12 protein-coding genes are annotated in these 18262 nt (G+C 61.6%); 9 read left to right on the top strand and 3 right to left on the bottom strand.

Annotated features, from left to right (window positions below; translation table 11 throughout):
• Positions 1–99: 99 nt before the first annotated feature.
• The 4 genes from DBP26_RS26640 to DBP26_RS26625 all read left to right on the top strand — a co-directional run bounded on the left by DBP26_RS26640 (position 100) and on the right by DBP26_RS26625 (position 5762).
• The gene (locus DBP26_RS26640; RefSeq protein WP_108240616.1) at positions 100–1263 is read left to right on the top strand and encodes an isovaleryl-CoA dehydrogenase; all 1164 of its coding nucleotides are present in this window, start codon (positions 100–102) and stop codon (positions 1261–1263) included.
• An 88-nt stretch (positions 1264–1351) separates the two neighbouring features.
• Positions 1352–2959, top strand: coding sequence for a carboxyl transferase domain-containing protein (locus tag DBP26_RS26635; RefSeq protein ID WP_108240615.1), 1608 nt, complete (start codon positions 1352–1354; stop codon positions 2957–2959).
• Positions 2960–2973: 14 nt separating this feature from the next.
• Positions 2974–3807, top strand: a complete 834-nt coding sequence (locus tag DBP26_RS26630) for a gamma-carboxygeranoyl-CoA hydratase (RefSeq protein WP_108240614.1) — start codon at positions 2974–2976, stop codon at positions 3805–3807.
• Positions 3804–5762, top strand: coding sequence for an acetyl/propionyl/methylcrotonyl-CoA carboxylase subunit alpha (locus tag DBP26_RS26625; protein WP_108240613.1), 1959 nt, complete (start codon positions 3804–3806; stop codon positions 5760–5762). Before DBP26_RS26630 ends, DBP26_RS26625 begins: the two co-directional genes overlap by 4 nt.
• A 116-nt stretch (positions 5763–5878) precedes the next feature.
• Here DBP26_RS26625 and DBP26_RS26620 read toward each other — a convergent pair whose 3' ends face one another.
• Positions 5879–9358, bottom strand: coding sequence for an indolepyruvate ferredoxin oxidoreductase family protein (locus DBP26_RS26620; RefSeq protein WP_108240612.1), 3480 nt, complete (start codon positions 9356–9358; stop codon positions 5879–5881).
• A gap of 222 nt (positions 9359–9580) precedes the next feature.
• On the opposite strand from DBP26_RS26620, the gene DBP26_RS26615 reads away from it, so the two are divergent.
• On the top strand, positions 9581–10048 hold the full coding sequence (locus DBP26_RS26615) for an Lrp/AsnC family transcriptional regulator (protein WP_108240611.1): 468 nt from the start codon (positions 9581–9583) through the stop codon (positions 10046–10048).
• Positions 10049–10654: 606 nt separating this feature from the next.
• Positions 10655–11794 carry a M14-type cytosolic carboxypeptidase gene (locus tag DBP26_RS26610; protein WP_108240619.1) on the top strand — a complete coding sequence of 380 codons (1140 nt, stop codon included), beginning with the start codon at positions 10655–10657 and terminating at the stop codon, positions 11792–11794.
• 78 nt (positions 11795–11872) lie between these two features.
• Here DBP26_RS26610 and DBP26_RS26605 read toward each other — a convergent pair whose 3' ends face one another.
• Positions 11873–12544 (bottom strand): TetR/AcrR family transcriptional regulator, encoded by a 672-nt coding sequence (locus DBP26_RS26605; protein ID WP_108240610.1) that lies wholly within the window; start codon positions 12542–12544, stop codon positions 11873–11875.
• 212 nt (positions 12545–12756) lie between these two features.
• On the opposite strand from DBP26_RS26605, the gene DBP26_RS26600 reads away from it, so the two are divergent.
• The 3 genes from DBP26_RS26600 to DBP26_RS26590 all read left to right on the top strand — a co-directional run bounded on the left by DBP26_RS26600 (position 12757) and on the right by DBP26_RS26590 (position 15717).
• Complete coding sequence (locus tag DBP26_RS26600; protein ID WP_108240609.1) at positions 12757–13971, top strand: MFS transporter; 1215 nt, start codon at positions 12757–12759, stop codon at positions 13969–13971.
• A 93-nt stretch (positions 13972–14064) separates the two neighbouring features.
• Positions 14065–14865 carry an endonuclease/exonuclease/phosphatase family protein gene (locus DBP26_RS26595; RefSeq protein WP_256602009.1) on the top strand — a complete coding sequence of 267 codons (801 nt, stop codon included), beginning with the start codon at positions 14065–14067 and terminating at the stop codon, positions 14863–14865.
• Positions 14866–15051: 186 nt separating this feature from the next.
• A complete protein-coding gene (locus tag DBP26_RS26590; RefSeq protein ID WP_108240608.1) occupies positions 15052–15717 on the top strand; it encodes a response regulator transcription factor in 666 nt (221 codons plus the stop codon).
• 145 nt (positions 15718–15862) lie between these two features.
• Here the strand turns inward: DBP26_RS26590 and DBP26_RS26585 are convergent, their stop codons facing one another.
• A complete protein-coding gene (locus DBP26_RS26585; protein ID WP_177411144.1) occupies positions 15863–17755 on the bottom strand; it encodes a methyl-accepting chemotaxis protein in 1893 nt (630 codons plus the stop codon).
• Between the last annotated feature and the right edge of the window lie 507 nt (positions 17756–18262).

The following is an 18262-nucleotide window of genomic DNA, read 5'->3' as shown; positions in this document are numbered from 1 at the left end:
GTTGACATTCCGGCGGTAGCAGGTTTACGTTAACGTAAAGGTGATACACATGATTACCCCCGACCGCCCCGCTAAAAACAACTAAGGGAACGCCGTCTCATGATTTACCCCACCCTCAATTTTGGACTCGGTGACACCATCGACCTGTTGCGCGATCAGGTACAGGCGTTCGTGGCACGCGAACTGGCGCCCCGTGCCGCGCAGATCGACAAGGACAACCAGTTCCCCGCTGACCTGTGGCGCAAATTCGGTGACATGGGCCTGCTGGGCATCACCGTCGACGAACAATACGGCGGAGCGGGCCTGGGTTATCTGGCCCATGTGGTCGCCATGGAAGAAATCAGCCGCGGCTCCGCTTCTGTGGCCCTGTCCTACGGCGCGCATTCCAACCTCTGCGTCAACCAGATCCACCGCAACGGCAACCCGGACCAGAAGGCCCGCTACCTCCCTTCTTTGGTCAGCGGTGAGCACATAGGCGCGCTCGCCATGAGTGAACCGAATGCGGGGTCCGACGTGGTATCGATGAAGCTGCGAGCCGACAAGCGCGGTGACCGTTTTGTCCTCAACGGCAGCAAAACCTGGATCACCAACGGCCCCGACGCCCACACCTATGTGATCTACGCCAAGACCGATGTGGAAAAAGGCCCCCATGGCATCAGCGCCTTCATCGTCGAGCGGGACTGGAAAGGTTTTTCCCGAAGCCAGAAGTTCGACAAGCTCGGCATGCGCGGTTCCAACACGTGCGAACTGTTCTTCGATGACGTCGAGGTTCCTGAAGAAAACCTGCTGGGCGCCCTCAACGGCGGGGTCAAGGTATTGATGAGCGGCCTGGACTACGAGCGCGTCGTGCTGTCCGGCGGACCGACCGGCATCATGCAAGCCTGCATGGACGTTGTCTTGCCCTACATCCACGACCGCAAGCAATTTGGGCAGAGCATCGGCGAGTTCCAACTGATCCAGGGCAAGGTCGCCGACATGTACACCCAACTCAACGCCAGCCGCGCCTACCTCTACGCCGTGGCCCAGGCCTGCGAGCGCGGAGAAACGACGCGCAAGGATGCGGCAGGGGTGATCCTCTATACCGCCGAACGCGCGACTCAAATGGCGCTGGATACGATTCAGATTCTGGGCGGCAACGGCTACATCAACGAGTTTCCCGCGGGGCGCCTGCTGCGCGACGCCAAACTCTACGAAATCGGCGCCGGGACCAGCGAAATCCGCCGCATGCTGATCGGCCGCGAGCTGTTCAACGAGACGAAATGAAACAGCCATCCATAAGCGCGTGGCAAGCCGCACGCAGTGTGCGTCGGCCACCGCCGCGGAGGCCGGCCAGGCTCGGAGGAAGATTCAAGTGACGACGTTGAAAACACAGCTCAACCCGCGGTCGGCGGACTTTCTCGCCAACGACGCGGCGCTGCGCAAGCAGGTCGACGATTTGTACACCCTGCTCGCTCAGGTTTATGAAGGTGGCGGCACCAAGGCGCAGGAACGCCACACCTCACGCGGCAAATTGCTGCCCCGCGAGCGTATCAATCGGCTCCTGGACTCAGGGTCGGCTTTTCTCGAACTCAGCCAACTGGCTGCCCATGGGGTATACGATGAAGGAGTGCCCGCGGCGGGCGTGATTGCGGGCATCGGCCGCGTCGAAGGCGTGGAATGCATGATCATCGCCAACGACGCCACGGTCAAAGGCGGCACTTATTACCCGCTCACGGTGAAGAAGCACCTGCGCGCGCAGACCATTGCCCAGCAGAACCGCCTGCCCTGCATTTATCTGGTCGACTCGGGAGGCGCCAATCTGCCGCGTCAGGACGAGGTCTTCCCCGACAAAGAGCATTTCGGGCGGATCTTCTTCAACCAGGCGAACATGAGTGCCAACGGTATTCCGCAGATCGCGGTGGTCATGGGGTCCTGCACCGCAGGTGGCGCTTATGTGCCGGCCATGGCGGACGAAGCGATCATGGTGAGGCAGCAGGCCACGATTTTCCTGGCCGGCCCTCCCCTGGTGAAAGCGGCGACGGGCGAAGTGGTCACCGCCGAAGCCTTGGGCGGTGCCGACGTGCATTGCAGGGTTTCCGGTGTCGCCGATCACTACGCCGACAGTGATGACCACGCGCTGGCACTGGCGCGCCGCAGCGTGGCCCATCTGAACTGGCGCAAGGCCGGCCAGCTCCAGACGCGTGCGCCGGTGGCGCCGCTGTACGCCAGCGAGGAGCTGTATGGCGTCATTTCCGCCGATCCGAAGCAACCATTCGACGTGCGTGAAGTCATTGCGCGCCTGGTGGACGGTTCGGTGTTCGATGAATTCAAGGCCTTGTTCGGGACCACCCTGGTCTGCGGCTTCGCGCACCTGCATGGCTACCCGGTCGCGATTCTCGCCAACAACGGCATCCTGTTCGCGGAAGCGGCTCAGAAAGGAGCGCACTTCATCGAACTGGCCTGCCAGCGCGGCATCCCGTTGCTGTTCCTGCAGAACATCACGGGCTTCATGGTGGGCGAGAAATACGAGGCAGGCGGTATCGCCAAGCACGGTGCGAAGCTGGTGACGGCAGTGGCCTGCGCCAAGGTGCCGAAATTCACCGTGATCATTGGCGGCAGCTTCGGCGCGGGCAACTACGGCATGTGCGGCCGCGCTTACGATCCTCGCTTCCTGTGGATGTGGCCGAATGCGCGAATTGGCGTGATGGGCGGCGAACAGGCTGCTGGCGTGCTGGTACAGGTCAAGCGCGAGCAGGCCGAGCGCAGCGGCGATGCGTTTACCCCCGAGCAGGAGGCGCAGATCAAACAGCCGATCCTCGATCAATACGAGCATCAGGGTCATCCCTACTACTCCAGTGCCCGTCTGTGGGACGACGGCGTGATCGATCCCGCTCAGACGCGAGACATTCTCGGCCTGGCCATCAGCGCGACCCTGAACGCCCCCATCGAACCGAGCCGCTTCGGCGTGTTCCGCATGTGACCCGAGGAACGACCATGATCGACTTCGACACCCTTGAACTGGAGCACGACCCGCGGGGTTTCGCGACGCTCTGGCTCAATCGCCCTGAAAAGAACAACGCCTTCGATGCGCAAATGATACGGGAACTGATCATTGCGCTGGATCGCCTGCAAAACGACAGCCGCTTGCGTTTCCTCGTACTGCGTGGCCGGGGCAGGCATTTTAGTACCGGCGCCGACCTGGCCTGGATGCAGGAATCCGCCAACCTGGACTTCAATACAAACCTGGGCGATGCCCGGGAGCTCGGCGAGCTGATGTACAACCTGGCCAAACTCAAACTGCCCTCCTTGGCGGTGGTCCAGGGTGCAGCCTACGGCGGCGCGCTGGGGCTGGTCAGTTGCTGCGACATGGCAATCGGTGCCGACGACGCGCAATTTTGCCTGTCGGAAGTGAAGATCGGCCTGGCCCCCGCTGTCATCAGCCCCTTCGTCACACAGGCCATCGGCCCCCGCCATGCCCGGCGCTATGCGCTGACCGGCGAGCGCTTCAATGGGCTTCGCGCCACCGAAATCGGCTTGCTGGCCGCGTCCTATCCGTTGGCCGAGCTGGATCGCCGGGTTGACGAGTGGGTGACGAACCTGCTGGCAAATAGCCCACAAGCCATGCGCGTCAGCAAGGAATTGCTGCGAGAAGTCGGTGATGGTGAATTGAGCCCGGCATTGCGCCGCTACTGCGAGAACACCATCGCCCGCATCCGGGTCAGCGCTGAGGGTCAGGAGGGTCTGCAAGCTTTCTTGAACAAGCGCGAACCGCGCTGGCGCCACGAGAATCGCCACGAGAACAATGAGCCAGAAGGATCACGTCCATGACCCTGCCACGCAGTCACACCTTGTCCTCGATACTGGTGGCCAATCGGGGCGAAATCGCCTGCCGGGTCATGCGCACGGCCAAGGCGATGGGCCTGAAGACGATTGCCGTGCACAGTGCGATCGATCGCCATGCCCGGCACGTGCAGGAAGCGGACAGTGCAGTGGATCTGGGCGGCAGCAAGGCGTCCGAGAGCTATCTGCAGATCGATGCCCTGATCGCGGCTGCCAGACGCAGCGGTGCCCAGGCCATTCACCCCGGTTACGGCTTTTTGTCCGAGAACGCCCGCTTCGCACAAGCCGTCGAGCAGGCGGGCCTGGTGTTTCTCGGTCCGCCGGCCTCGGCGATCGAAGCCATGGGGAGCAAGTCCGCCGCTAAATCCCTGATGGAGGCCGCCGGCGTGCCCTTGGTGCCTGGCTACCACGGCGAGGCACAAGACCTGTCCACCTTCCGCGAGGCGGCTGAACGGATCGGCTACCCGGTGCTGCTCAAGGCCACATCGGGGGGTGGCGGCAAGGGCATGAAGGTGGTCGAGTGCGAGCAAGACCTGGCGGCCGCCCTGGCCTCCGCACAGCGGGAAGCACAATCGTCGTTCGGCGATGCTCGGATGCTGATCGAGAAGTACCTGCTCAAACCCCGGCACATCGAGATCCAGGTGTTCGCTGATCAACATGGCCGATGCCTTTACCTGAACGAGCGCGACTGTTCGATCCAGCGCCGCCACCAGAAAGTCGTCGAGGAGGCGCCTGCGCCGGGCCTGAGTTCGGCGCTGCGGCGCGCCATGGGTGAAGCGGCGGTACGTGCCGCCCAGGCCATCGGCTACGTCGGGGCGGGCACGGTCGAGTTTCTTCTGGACGCGCGCGGCGGATTCTTTTTCATGGAGATGAACCCCCGCCTGCAAGTTGAACACCCCGTGACCGAAGCCATCACAGGGCTCGATCTGGTGGCTTGGCAAATCCGCGTTGCGCAAGGGGAACCGTTGCCGATCTCACAGGATCAGGTGCCGCTGAACGGGCACGCCATAGAGGTGCGTCTTTACGCGGAGGACCCGGCCAACGATTTTCTGCCCGCCACCGGTACGCTTCAGGTGTACCGGGAATCCACGCCTGGGCCCGGTCGTCGGGTCGACAGCGGCGTGTCGGAAGGCGAGGCGATCTCACCGTTCTACGACCCGATGCTGGGCAAGTTGATCGCCTGGGGGGAAGACCGGGAACAGGCGCGGCTTAGGCTGCTGGGGATGCTGGATGAATACGCCATTGGTGGGCTGCGCACCAATCTGGCGTTCCTCAGGCGAATCATCGCTCACCCTGCATTCGCGGCTGCGGAACTGGATACCGGTTTCATTACGCGCTACCAGACAGCATTGCTGCCTCTGCCGACGGCCCTTCCAGACGCGTTCTGGACGTTGGCCGCCCGAGCCTGGCAAGCCACAACGCCCCCTCGGGTCCGCGAAGACGACCCCTGCTCGCCTTGGTCGACTGCCAGCGGCTTGCGTCCTGGTTTGCCCAGCGAGGTCAGTCTGGTGCTGCGGTGCCACGACGAAACGCGTGATGTCCGGTTGCACGATGCGGCAGGCACCGTGCGCTGGCAAGACGACCACTTGCAGCATGAAGCGGACGGCGTGCGGCATAGCGCATTGGCCATTCGGCGCGAGGAGACGTTGTTCCTGAGCTGGCAAGGCGAGCTGCAGGCGGTTCAGCAGGTTGACCCAATGGCCTCTACCGCCAGCCGAGAACACCAGGGCGGCCTGACCGCGCCCATGAACGGCAGCATCGTCCGGGTGTTGGCAGAAGTCGGTCAAGAGGTGGAAGCGGGAACGCCGCTGGTGGTGCTGGAAGCGATGAAAATGGAGCACAGCATACGCGCCACTCGGGCGGGCGTTGTCTCGGCTTTGTATTGCGGTGAAGGGGAAATGGTCAGCGAGGGCGCTGTGCTGGTGGACCTGTCCGACGCCTGACCGGGGTGAGGGCTGGCCGTCCGTTGCCCCGGCGTCGTAGGCCATGACGCAACCGACCCCCGAGGCTGATCGAAAGCAGGGTGCAGGCTCCGCGAGCCTTGCACCCTGCTTCGCTGTCAGGCTGCAACCTCATAGAGTTTCGGCATCGCCACTTCCCCGCTGATCAGGCTTTGACGCAACTGTTCGGCCTGGAGCGCCGCTGCCTTCATCGCGCTTTCCTTCACATGGCCGTAACCACGGATGCGCTCTGGAAGCCGCGCCAGGCTCAAGGCGGTGTGACGGTTGGAAGCGTTGACGTGGAGCAGGATCAACTCGACATCGCTGACGTACTGGTCAATCAATACCCTTTCCTGACGTCGCTCAAGGCTACGGCCGAACGGATCGAGCGGCGTGCCCCGCAGGAATTTGAAGGTCGCCAGCACATCGAACGCCTTCAACATCCAGGGGCCGAAACTGCGCTTGCGCAGCGAACCGGTGTGCGGATCGCGCTTGGCCAGCCAGGACGGAGCCAGGTGAAACTCCAGCCGGTAGTCGCCGTCGAACTGCGCCTGCAACTGCCGCTTGAAGTCGCCGTTGCTGTAGAGCCGCGCCACTTCGTACTCGTCTTTATAGGCCAGCAGTTTGAAGTAGTTGAACGCCACGGCCTCGGTCAGCGCCGGGGCCTCGCCCGGAAACGCGCGCGCCTCCGCGACCCTGACCCGTTCCACCAGCGCCAGGTATCGCTTGGCATAAGCCGCGCTCTGGTACTCGGTGAGCGCCTCGACGTGGCCCTGGACACGTTGCTCCAAGGTCGGCGGCTCGGGCTGCACGACCGCATCGGGGTGGGCTGCGGCCTGAACCGCGGGCAGGTCAAAGGCGGCACGACGTCCCCAGAGAAACGCTTGCTGGTTGAGATTGACCGACACGCCATTGAGCTCGATCGCTTTTTCGATTGCCGCTGCCGACAGCGGTATCAGCCCTTTCTGGTAGGCATAACCCAGCATGAACAGGTTGCTGGCGATGCTGTCGCCCATCAGCCGGGTGGCCAGCTCGGTGGCGGGCACGAAGTGGGTCTTATCGTCGCCTACGGCATCGCGAAGGGTCTGCATCATGGCGTCGGCAGGGAATTCGGCATCCGGATTGCGGGTGAACTCCGCAGTCGGTGTCTGCTGGCTGTTGACCACGGCGTGGGATTTGGCGCTGTCGAGCTTGGCGATGGCGTCTGGCCCTGAAGCGACCAGCAGATCGCAACCCAATAGCAGATCCGCCTCGCCTGCGGCGATCCGCACCGCGAAGAGGTCCTGCTGGCGAGCCGCAATCCGAATGTGGCTGACCACTGGCCCGAATTTCTGCGCTAGGCCGGCCTGATCGAGCACGCTGCAGCCCTTGCCCTCCAGGTTGGCGGCGTAGCCCAACATGGCCCCGACGGTGGTCACCCCGGTGCCGCCCACGCCGGGCAGCAGGATGTTGAACGGCCGATCCAGGCCAGGCAGCGTCGGTTCGGGCAACTGCGCGAATGCCTGGGCCTGCGTCGGCAGTTGCGGCTTGCGCAGGGTCCCGCCATGGACCGTGACGAAGCTGGGGCAGAAGCCTTCGACGCAGCTGAAATCCTTGTTACAGGCGCTTTGATCGATTTCGCGTTTGCGGCCCTCGGCGGTCTCTTTAGGCAGGATCGACAGGCAGCCGGATTTGGCCCCGCAATCGCCGCAGCCTTCGCAGACCGCCGGGTTAATGAAGGCGCGCTTGTCCAGATCGGCCATCTTCCCACGCTTGCGGCGACGCCGCTTTTCGGTTGCGCAGGTCTGGTCGTAGATGATCACCGAAACGCCCTTGAACTCACGCAACTCACGCTGCACGCTGTCCAGGTCACGGCGGTGATGGAAGGTCGTAATCGGGGCAAACCCTTCTCGGCTCGGGTATTTATCCGGCTCATCCGAGACCAGCGCTATGCGCTGGACGCCTTCGTTGAACACCTGACGACTCAGTTGATCCACACGCAGCACACCGTCGATCGGCTGCCCGCCGGTCATGGCGACGGCATCGTTGTAAAGGATCTTGTAGGTGATGTTGACCTTGGAGGCCACCGCTGCGCGGACCGCCAAGTGTCCCGAGTGAAAGTAGGTGCCGTCGCCCAGGTTCTGGAACACATGAGGGGTCTCGGTGAACGGCGCCTGGCCAATCCAGGTCACGCCCTCGCCGCCCATCTGGGTAAAGGTGTCTGTGGCACGGTCCATCCAGATCGTCATGTAGTGGCAGCCGATGCCCGCCAGTGCCCGGCTGCCTTCGGGGACCCGCGTCGAACTGTTGTGCGGGCAACCGGAGCAGAAATGCGGGGTGCGCTGGGTGCTGAACAGCGGCGCGGCCAGGGCTTTTTCCTTGTCCTGGAGGAATTGCAGGCGTGCCTCGATTTGCGGGCTGGAATAGATCGGTGCCAAGCGACGGGCGATCACTCGCGCAATCATCGCCGGGGTCAGTTCGGCGAGGTTGGGCAGCAGCGACCGCCCCTCTTCGTCGAACTCGCCAACGACCCGAGGACGCTTGTCTACCGGCCAGTTGTACAACTGACCGGTCAGTTGGTCCTCGATCACGCTGCGTTTTTCCTCGACCACCAGAATCTCGTCCAAGCCTTCGGCGAAGTCATGCACCGAGACGGGCTCCAGCGGCCAGCTCATGCCGACCTTGAGCACTCGAATACCCACGGATGCGCACAGGTCTTCGTCGATGCCCAGTTCTTCGAGCGCTTGTCGCACGTCCAGGTAAGACTTGCCCGTGGTGATGATCCCCAGGCGCGGTTGCGGGGAATCGATCACCACTTTATTCAATGCGTTGGCCCGCGCGAACGCTCGAGCGGCGTAAATCTTGTAGGTGTTCAGGCGCGCTTCCTGCGCCAGCGGCGGGTCGGGCCAGCGAATGTGCAAGCCGTCATCGGGCAACTGGAAGTCTTCGGGGATCCGCGTCTGGATGCGCAAGGGGTCGACTTCGACGACAGCCGACGAATCGACGTTCTCGGCGATGGTCTTCATTGCCACCCAGCAGCCGCTGTAACGCGACAGCTCCCAGCCGATGATGCCGTAATCGAGGATCTCCTGGACATTGCTGGGGTTGAGCACCGGAATCATCGACGCGATGAATGCATGTTCGCTCTGATGCGCGATGGTCGAGGATTTGCACCCGTGATCGTCGCCCGCCAGAATCAGCACACCGCCCTTTCCAGCGACACCCGCCGAGTTGCCGTGCTTGAACACGTCGCCGCATCGATCCACGCCTGGCCCCTTGCCGTACCACAGCGCAAACACACCGTCGTATTTTCCCTGCGGGAACAGGTTGACTTGCTGGCTGCCCCACACTGCCGTCGCCGCGAGCTCCTCATTGACGCCGGGCTGAAAGTGGATGGCATTTTCGCGAAGGTAATCCTTGGCATCCCACAGGCTCTTGTCGAGATTGCCCAGCGGAGAGCCGCGGTAGCCGGAAATGAAGCCGGCGGTGTTGAGGCCGCGGGCCTCGTCGCGCTGCTTCTGCAGCATGGGCAGGCGGGTCAGCGCCTGGGTACCGGTGAGATACAGGTTGCCGGTTGCAAGCCGGTACTTATCGTCCAGACGGATATCGGCGAGGGACATTCAGGCACTCCATTGTTGTTATTGGGATGTGGCCATTCGGTGCGTGGTGAATGGGGGCTCTAGCCTCATGAGCTGCGGCCGCCGGGGCGTCGGGACGGTTGGGCCCGATGCGCACACTGCCAATACTGCCTCCGCGAGGTGGGGTTTTTCTTTCTAATTTGGCCCGGATCTGCTGCTATCTTGCATGACTGTTCCTTCAGAAGAATAAAAAAGGGTCAATTCATGCAGGTCAAACTCAGCCCCATCGATCGTAAGATTCTCCGCCTGTTGCAACACGACGCCGGCCTGTCTGCGGCAGATATCGCCGAAAGGGTCGAGCTGTCGCAGTCCCCCTGCTGGCGGCGGATCAATCGTCTGGAAGAAGAAGGCGTGATCGAACGTCGGGTCGCCCTGCTCGATCCGGCGCGACTGGGATTGACCATGACGGTCTTCGTCGACGTCAAGCTGTCAGGCCACGGGCGGCGCTACCTCACGGAATTTGAAGAAGCGATCATTGGCTACCCCGAAGTTCTGGAGTGCTACACCATGGCCGGGGACATGGATTTCATGCTGAAGGTGGTGGTGCAAGACATTGCCAGCTATGAGCGCTTTCTGCGCGACCATCTGTTGCAGAGCCCCCATGTGCAGGAGGCTCACTCCAACATTGCGATGAGTGTGGTCAAGCGCACCACCGAACTGCCTCTGGACTAGCGGTTGCCTGCCAGACCGGGCAATGCCAAGAGAGCAGGATTCCAACTGGCGCCCACGTGGGGGCCCTCAGTTTTTTCGCGGGAAGGGAAAAAAACATTTGACGTGCAAATGATAATGATTATTATTGAGCGCAACCCGTCGCGAGGCGGGTTGATAACCCTCAAGCCTTAGGTCGGCTTTTGGATTATCTCCTCATCAGGCTAATCACGGTTTTTGACCCGGCATTTTTGCCGGGTCTTTTTTTTGTGCCCTTGAAGGGTCTGGTTCGGTCGGGTGTTGCATCTTCAGGCTAATGAAGAGGGTCGCTGTCGCGGTGGCGCGCATCATAGCAAAAGAACCTGGCGTGCTGAACTGCCCACGAGGTTCAGGCGAAATATCCAGCAAGCTGTCGCACTGAGGCGGGCGCTGACGGGCCGATCATGGACCCAGCGCACTGTGCCTCAAAGACAGATCAGCGTCAGACGAGCCGAAAAGGGGCGCGCCCCGAGGAGTCTCATCGTCAAACGTTTCTGTCGCGGCCGGTTGCCCCGATCCGTGTAAAGTACCGATCAAAAGCGCCACCCGATGGCGCGGAGTCGGCATTAACCTTTCCAGGACTTTTCCGTGATCCAGAGCGCCCTTTCCATCACCTGTGATTTCGACAGCGGCAATATCGTCGTGCTGGATGCCAGCCAACCTCAAAACGTGCAACTGGCCATCCGCCCGGACACTCGCAGCCCGCATTTCCAGTGGTTCCACTTCAAGGTCGAGGGCATGCAGGTCGGCGAAGCGCACACGTTCAGCCTGACCAACGCCAGCGAATCCAGCTACAACCGGGCCTGGACCGGCTACAACGCCGTTGCGTCCTACGACCACAAGACGTGGTTCCGGGTGCCCAGCCACTTCGACGGCAAGGCATTGAATTTCACCTGTTCGCCCGAACACTCGCAGATCTGGTTCGCCTACTTCGAGCCTTACAGCCGAGAGCGGCATGATTGGCTGATGGGCCAGGCGCTCAACGAGGCTGGCACCGAGTTGTTGGCCACCGGCAAAAGCGTCGAAGGGCGCGACATTCCGGTGCTGCGAAAAGGCGATGGCGCGCCGGGCAAGCGCAAGGTCTGGATCATTGCCCAACAGCATCCTGGTGAGCACATGGCCGAGTGGTTCATGGAGGGCGTGATCGAACGCCTGAAAGAGCACGATGCCCAGGTTCAGGCGTTGCTGGCGTCGGCGGATCTGTATCTGGTCCCGCACATGAACCCTGACGGCGCGTTTCATGGCCATCTGCGCACCAATGCCCAGGGCAAGGACCTCAACCGCGCGTGGCAGGATTCGACGCCTGAACTGAGCCCCGAGGTTTATTTCGTCAAACAGCAGATGGAAAGGTACGGCGTGGACATGTTCCTCGACGTGCATGGCGATGAGGAAATCCCCTACGTCTTCACCGCAGCCTGCGAAGGCAATCCGGGGTACACCGACCAGCAGAAAACACTGGAAGCGGATTTCCGCGCACGCCTCAGTGGCTTGACCAAAGACTTCCAGACCCGCTACGGCTACCCCAAATCGGCTCCGGGCAAGGCGAACATGAACCTGGCGTGCAACAGTGTCGGTGAACGCTATAAATGCCTGTCGCTGACACTGGAGATGCCGTTCAAGGACAACGACGATGCACCCGATCCGCTCACCGGCTGGTCTGGAGCACGATCGATGCGCCTGGCCCATGACGTGCTGACCGTCATCGGCGAAATGGTGAGCGTGCTGCGTTGAACCATTGCGTCGGAGAGGCCAACGAAAGCGCCTCCCCGACGCAAGCGTTGCGCCAGCCAAGCATCCTCGCCTGGCCGATCAGGGCATCAGGTAGCGCATCACCGATTCGCACACCATCGCTTTCTGACGTGCCTTCACCTCGACGTCTTCCAGTTCGATCTGGAAAATCTCGGAGAAGGTGTGGCGATTGGATACGCGATAAAAACAAAACGAGCTGATCAGCATGTGCAGATCGACCGCCTGCACGCCGTGACGGAATACCCCGGCCTGCTCCCCACGGCGCAGGGTTTCGTCGAGCGCACCCAGGATATGCTGGCTCAAGGCACGAATCGTCGACGACTGCTTCACGTTGTCGCCGTTGTGAATGTTCTCGATGCACACGATGCGCACGAAATCCACATTGCGGTCATGGTGGTCGAACGTGAACTCCACCAGACGGCGAATGGCCTCCATCGGCTCCAGCACGTCTAGCCTCAGGCTGCTTTCGGTGCGGCGGATGTCGCCGTAGAGCTTTTCCAGCACCTCCGCGTACAGTTGCTCCTTGCTGTTGAAGTAGTAATAGATCATCCGCTTGGAGGTCTGCGTGCGTTCGGCTATCGCATCGACCCGGGCGCCGGAAAGGCCCTGAGCCACGAATTCGGCAATGGCCGCCTGGAGGATACCATCGCGGGTTTTCTCGGGATTATTCTTGCGGCCCTTGGGTGGCACCTCGGCGGGCGCTTCCAGAAGGGTGTCGTCGACAATTTTCATGCAGGGCTCACGACCACGGTTGAATGTCGCGATTATGGGGCCGCACCGTGATGTTAAGGAAGTGGCATATACCGGCGATTTCCCGCCGCCTTACGCTTCGCCGGAGTTTGTCGCGGCGAGGACACCTCGCCGCGATAAATCGTTAGCCTGCTTTCATTTCCACCCGCCTCGGGCGATGATGGCGCACTCCACCGCTCCAGCGAAGAGGCCCCATGTCTGCCGCCCTGCCGCCGAACTCCCCTGCCCCGAACGCCGGTTCGGTGGCGATCACACTGCAAATCGTCGCCATCGTGTTTTACACCTTCATCGCCTTCCTGTGCATTGGCCTGCCCATCGCCGTGATGCCCGGCTATGTTCACAGCCAATTGGGGTTCAGCGCGGTCGTGGCAGGGCTGGTGATCGGTGCGCAATACCTGGCCACCCTTCTCAGCCGCCCGGTGGCGGGCAGGATCTGCGACACCATCGGGACCAAGCGGGCCATCGTCTACGGGCTGTTGGGCATTGCCACCAGCGGCGTGCTGACGGTGGTGGCCGTGTTGCTTGAGCCTTTCCCGAGTATCAGCCTGGCCATTCTGATCGTTGCGCGCCTGATGCTGGGGGTGTCGCAGGGGTTGATCGGCGTCGGCACCATCAGTTGGTGCATCGGCCAGGTCGGTGCCGAACACACTGCACGTTCGATTTCCTGGAACGGTATTGCCTCCTATGGGGCCATCGCCATCGGTGCCCCGCTGGGGGTGCTCATGGTCAAGGCGCTGGGTTTCGTGAGCCTGGGGCTGGCGCTGACGGCGCTGGCCGGGGGGGCGCTATGGCTGATCCGCAACAAGCCACCGGTCCCGGTGGTGCGAGGTGAGCGCATGCCATTCTGGTCGGTGTTCGGCCGCGTCGCACCGTACGGGCTGGGGCTGACGCTGTCGTCCATCGGCTACGGCACCTTGACCACCTTCATCACCCTCTATTACGTCAACCGAGGCTGGGAGGGCGCTGCGTGGTGCCTGACGGTGTTTGGGGTCTGTTTCATCCTTGCGCGCTTGCTGTTCATCAATGCGATCACGCGTTTCGGCGGTTTCCGCTCGGCCATCACCTGCATGTCGGTCGAGGTCGTTGGACTGATCATGCTGTGGCTGTCGCCGAATACCGGCCTGGCGCTGATCGGTGCAGGCCTGACCGGCTTTGGCCTGTCGCTGGTGTACCCGGCCATCGGTGTCGAAGCGATCAAGCAGGTCCCCAACAGCAGCCGAGGTGCTGGGCTGGGGGCGTATGCGGTGTTCTTCGATCTGGCCTTGGCTGTATCCGGCCCGCTGATGGGGGCCATTGCGCTGGGCATGGGCTACGACTGGATTTTCTTCTTCGCTGCCTTGTTGTCGATGCTTGCGCTGGGCCTGACGCTGTGGCTGTCCCGTCGGCCACAGGCCGATACCCGCGTGTGAAAAGTCGCCAGTCAGTCGGGGTGGGAAAAAGCTGAACTGCCAGGACCGAGGCCGGTCGGAACTAGCACATTCCCTCGCGACAGGAGTGAGCGCGTGACCTCGGATTCCCCTGGCTTGAGCCTCCCCCCCTCAGACACATCCCACGCGCGCGATGTGCATCGCCTGCGGGTGCTGACCGTCAACACGCACAAGGGCTTCACAGCGCTCAACCGGCGTTTCATCCTGCCGGAACTCAGGGAGGCCGTGCGCAGCACGGGGGCCGATCTGGTTTTTCTGCAAGAGGTGCTCGGTGGCCATGATCGTCATGCGGAGCGATACCACAATTGGCCCGTCACCTCGCAGTACGAATTCCTCGCGGACAGCATGTGGAGCGACTTCGCCTACGGCCGCAATGCGGTGTACCCCGAGGGCCACCATGGCAATGCGCTGCTTTCGAAGTATCCGATCCTGCATTACCGCAACCTCGACGTGTCGATCACAGGCCCCGAACGCCGCGGGTTGCTGCACTGCGTGTTGCAGGTACCCGGCCATGAGGAAGTGCACGCCATCTGCGTTCACCTGAGTCTGCTGGAGAGTCACCGCCAGTTGCAGTTGAATCTGTTGTGCGATTTGCTGGATTCATTGCCGGATCACGCCCCAGTGGTGATCGCCGGAGATTTCAATGATTGGCAATTGCAAGGCAACAAGCGTCTGGCACGCTGCGAGTACTTGCACGAAGTCTTCGAACGCTGCAATGGTCGGCTGGCCCGGACATATCCGGCACGGTTCCCGCTGCTGCAGTTGGACCGCATCTACCTGCGCAATGCCACCAGCCATGATCCCAAGATTCTTGGCACCCGGCCCTGGACGCACCTGTCCGATCACCTGCCGCTGGCGGTGGAAGTGCACCTCTAGAGGACGCCCCCGTTCGAACGCACGCGCCCGTGACAGGGCATTGGGCGAAGCGTCTACGACTTTAGTACGGGTTTTCGTTTCTATGGTCGCATTCACAAAGTGCCGTTTCTGACATGTAATGCGCGAACACCGTCCTCAAGGCCGACGCCGAGCGACGCGCAGCATTATAAGAAAGGCGCCCCGACCATGCATAAAATCCTGATTGCCGACGACCACCCACTGTTCCGTGAGGCCATCCACACCGTGATCCGCGATGGTTTTCCAGGCAGCGAAATCAGGGAAGCCGGCGATCTCGACAGCGCGTTGGCAATCACCCGCGAGCACCATGACCTGGACCTGATCCTGCTGGACCTGAACATGCCAGGTATGCACGGCCTCAACGGGTTGATCAGCCTGCGCAATGAGGCACCCACCATTGCAGTGGTGATTGTTTCGGCCGAGCAGGACAAGCAGGTGGTGCTTCAGGCCATTACCTATGGCGCCGTTGGCTTCATCACCAAATCCTCGCCGCGCAAGCAGATGACCGAGGCCATCGAACAGATTCTCAACGGCAACGTCTACCTGCCCTCGGACGTCATTCGCAGCCAGAAACCCCAGGCGCGCCCCGCCGTCAGCAACGCTGCGCATCTGGCGCCCGAGCTGATTCACGCCCTGACGCGCAAGCAATTACTGGTGCTCGAACGCATGACCAAAGGCGACTCTAACAAACAGATCGCCTTTAACCTGGACATCGCCGAGACCACCGTCAAAGCGCACGTGTCGGCGATTCTTCGCAAGCTCAACGTGCACAACCGCGTCCAGGCGATTCTCAGTGCTGGCGACATCGATTTTGCGGCATATCTGCGGCGGTGATCGACGGGAGGGACGCCGGTTCGGCGGGCTTCGAACGTCCCCGAAAGGAACGCTCAAGCAACTTGCAGCGGGTGGCTGCCCCCCTGCCCCACAGGCTCAGGTGCGGGACAGGTGGCCAGCCTGCAGCCTCCGGCGAGGTGCAGATTCAGATCCGGAACGTCCCGACCAAGTGCTGTAGGCGTGCGGTTTGGTGTTCAAGGTGAGCGCAGGCGTCGAGGGTCGACTTGAGGTTATCGACGCCTTCCTGGTTGAGCGTGTTGATCTCGGTGATGTCGACATTGATCGACTCCACGACGGCGGTCTGCTCTTCGGTGGCGGTGGCCACCGACTGGTTCATGCCGTCGATCTCGCCGATGCGTCGGGTCACGCTGTTCAGGCGCTCACCGGCCTGGTTGGCAACCGTCACGCTGCTTTCGCTCAAGCGCTGGCTCTCGGTCATGTTCGCCACCGCATCACGGGCGCCCGTTTGCAGTTCTTCGATCATGCCCTGCACCTGCTGAGCCGAGTCCTGAGTGCGATGGGCCAGGTTCCGCACTTCATCGGCCACGACGGCAAAGCCGCGTCCGGCCTCGCCCGCACGGGCGGCTTCGATGGCTGCGTTCAACGCCAGCAAGTTGGTTTGCTGCGAAATACCGGTGATCACCTCGAGGATCTGCCCGATGTTGGCGGTCTTCGCGTTCAAGGTTTCGATGTTGGCGCAAGACTCGCTGATCTTTTCCGACAGCGCGTTCATCGCCTTGATGGTCTGCGACACGACACCCTGCCCTTCACTGGCCAACTGTGTCGCTTCGCTGGAATGCTGGGAAGCCAACGCCGCATTCTGGGCGATTTCCTGAGCAGCGGCCCCTAGCTCGTTGATCGCCGCAGCAACGCTGCTGGTACGGCTGGATTGCTGATCCGAGTTGCCCATGGACGAGTTGGAAGCACCCACCACCCGCGCGGCGACCTCGCCCAGTTGTCCCGCCGTGGAGGCCACTTCGCGGATCGAACCGTGGATCCGCTCCACGAAACGGTTGAACGACAATGCCAAAGCGCCGAACTCGTCTTGGGAGAGGATCGACAAGCGTTTGGTCAGGTCGCCCTCTCCGTCGGCGATGTCCTGCATGGCGCGACCCATCTGGTGCAACGGCTGCATCAGCACCCGGATCAGCAGGCCCAGGAGCACCATGATGATCGCCACCGCAATGACCATTGCGGTCATGGCCGAGGCACGGAATTCACTGAGCATCGAGTAGGCCGCGTCCCGGTCGAGCACCAGCGCCACGTACCAGTTGGCCGAAGACAAGCCCTCGACCTTGGTGAACGAAATGAACTGCGCCTTGCCAGCCGACTCGATTTCCGATACGCCTGGCGCGATTTTCGGCGCCCCGTTGGGGTAAGCCTCACTGACGTTTTTCAGGATCAGCTGGCTGTCCGGGTGAATCAGGATCTTGCCATCGGCGCTGACGATGTACGCATAGCCATGGCCACCGAAATTCAGCGAATTGATGGTTTTGGTAATGGCATCCAGCGATATGTCCGCCCCGGCCACGCCGATCATCTGGCCTTGCTGACGCACCGGGGTGGCCAGGGTGACCACCAGCTTGCCCGACGAGGCGGCGATATAGGGCTCGGTGACGATGGTGCCTTGAGCCGCATCGGCGGCCTTGTACCAGCCGCGGGCGCGCGGGTCATAGTCGGCGGCACGGTTACCGGCCGGAACCGAGAACATCAGGCCGTCCTTGCCGCCGAAGTAGCTGAGCTGGAAGTTGTCCGGGTACACCGGCAGTCCCACGATGCGCTGCAGACTGGCGGGCGTGGCGCCATCGGCGGCAATCTGCTGGGCCATCGAATAGAGCAATTGGGTTCGGCTGTCGAGCCAGGTTTGAATGTTTTGCGTGGTCAAACTGCCCAGTTGTTGCAGTTCGGCGTTGACATTGCTCTTCAGCGTTTCGCGCTGTCGGTAATCGTTCACGAGGATGAAACATGAAAAAGCAACGACAACTATGAGTGCAGCGGCCAGCAGGATCTTTCTGCTGAAGCCCAGACGTTTGATCATACGATTGTGTCCATAACCAAGAATGCCAGCGACGAGGATGCGTGACCGATCAGGCGCGCGCCGCGCTTTTTACGGGGTTGTAAGAAGAAAGGGAAGATGCGGCCTGAAATATGTTTCGACCGTGGGGGTGGGAAGTTGAATACCGGCTGTCGAACAGCCTTAGTTCGCTTACTTAAAAAACCGGTTAATTGGCTCGGTCACTTTTCAAGGGCAGCAGACAACTAATTCAGGATCCAATATGGGTGGTTTTAATTGCCCCGGGCAAACACTCTGCTGCGGCTGCTGTTTGGCTGGTTGGTTGGTTCGGTTTATAGCGGGCTGATCCATTGGCGAGGGTGACGCTGATTCACTGTTCCGCTTTTTACAGCCATCAGTCACTTATTAGAGCCGTGGGTCCGGATGTCGGCGAGCTGATCCATTGGCGATGTTGACGCTGATTCACTGTTCCGCTTTTACAGCGGCCCCATTTGTCTTGGCAAATGGGGGAAACCGCTTGCTCCTGGTTTG

Origin of the sequence: Pseudomonas sp. RIT409 (assembly GCF_003052515.2) — a bacterium.
GTDB lineage: Bacteria > Pseudomonadota > Gammaproteobacteria > Pseudomonadales > Pseudomonadaceae > Aquipseudomonas.
The sequence above is the reverse complement of the archived record's forward strand: the minus strand, read 5'-3'. Positions and strand labels throughout refer to the sequence as shown.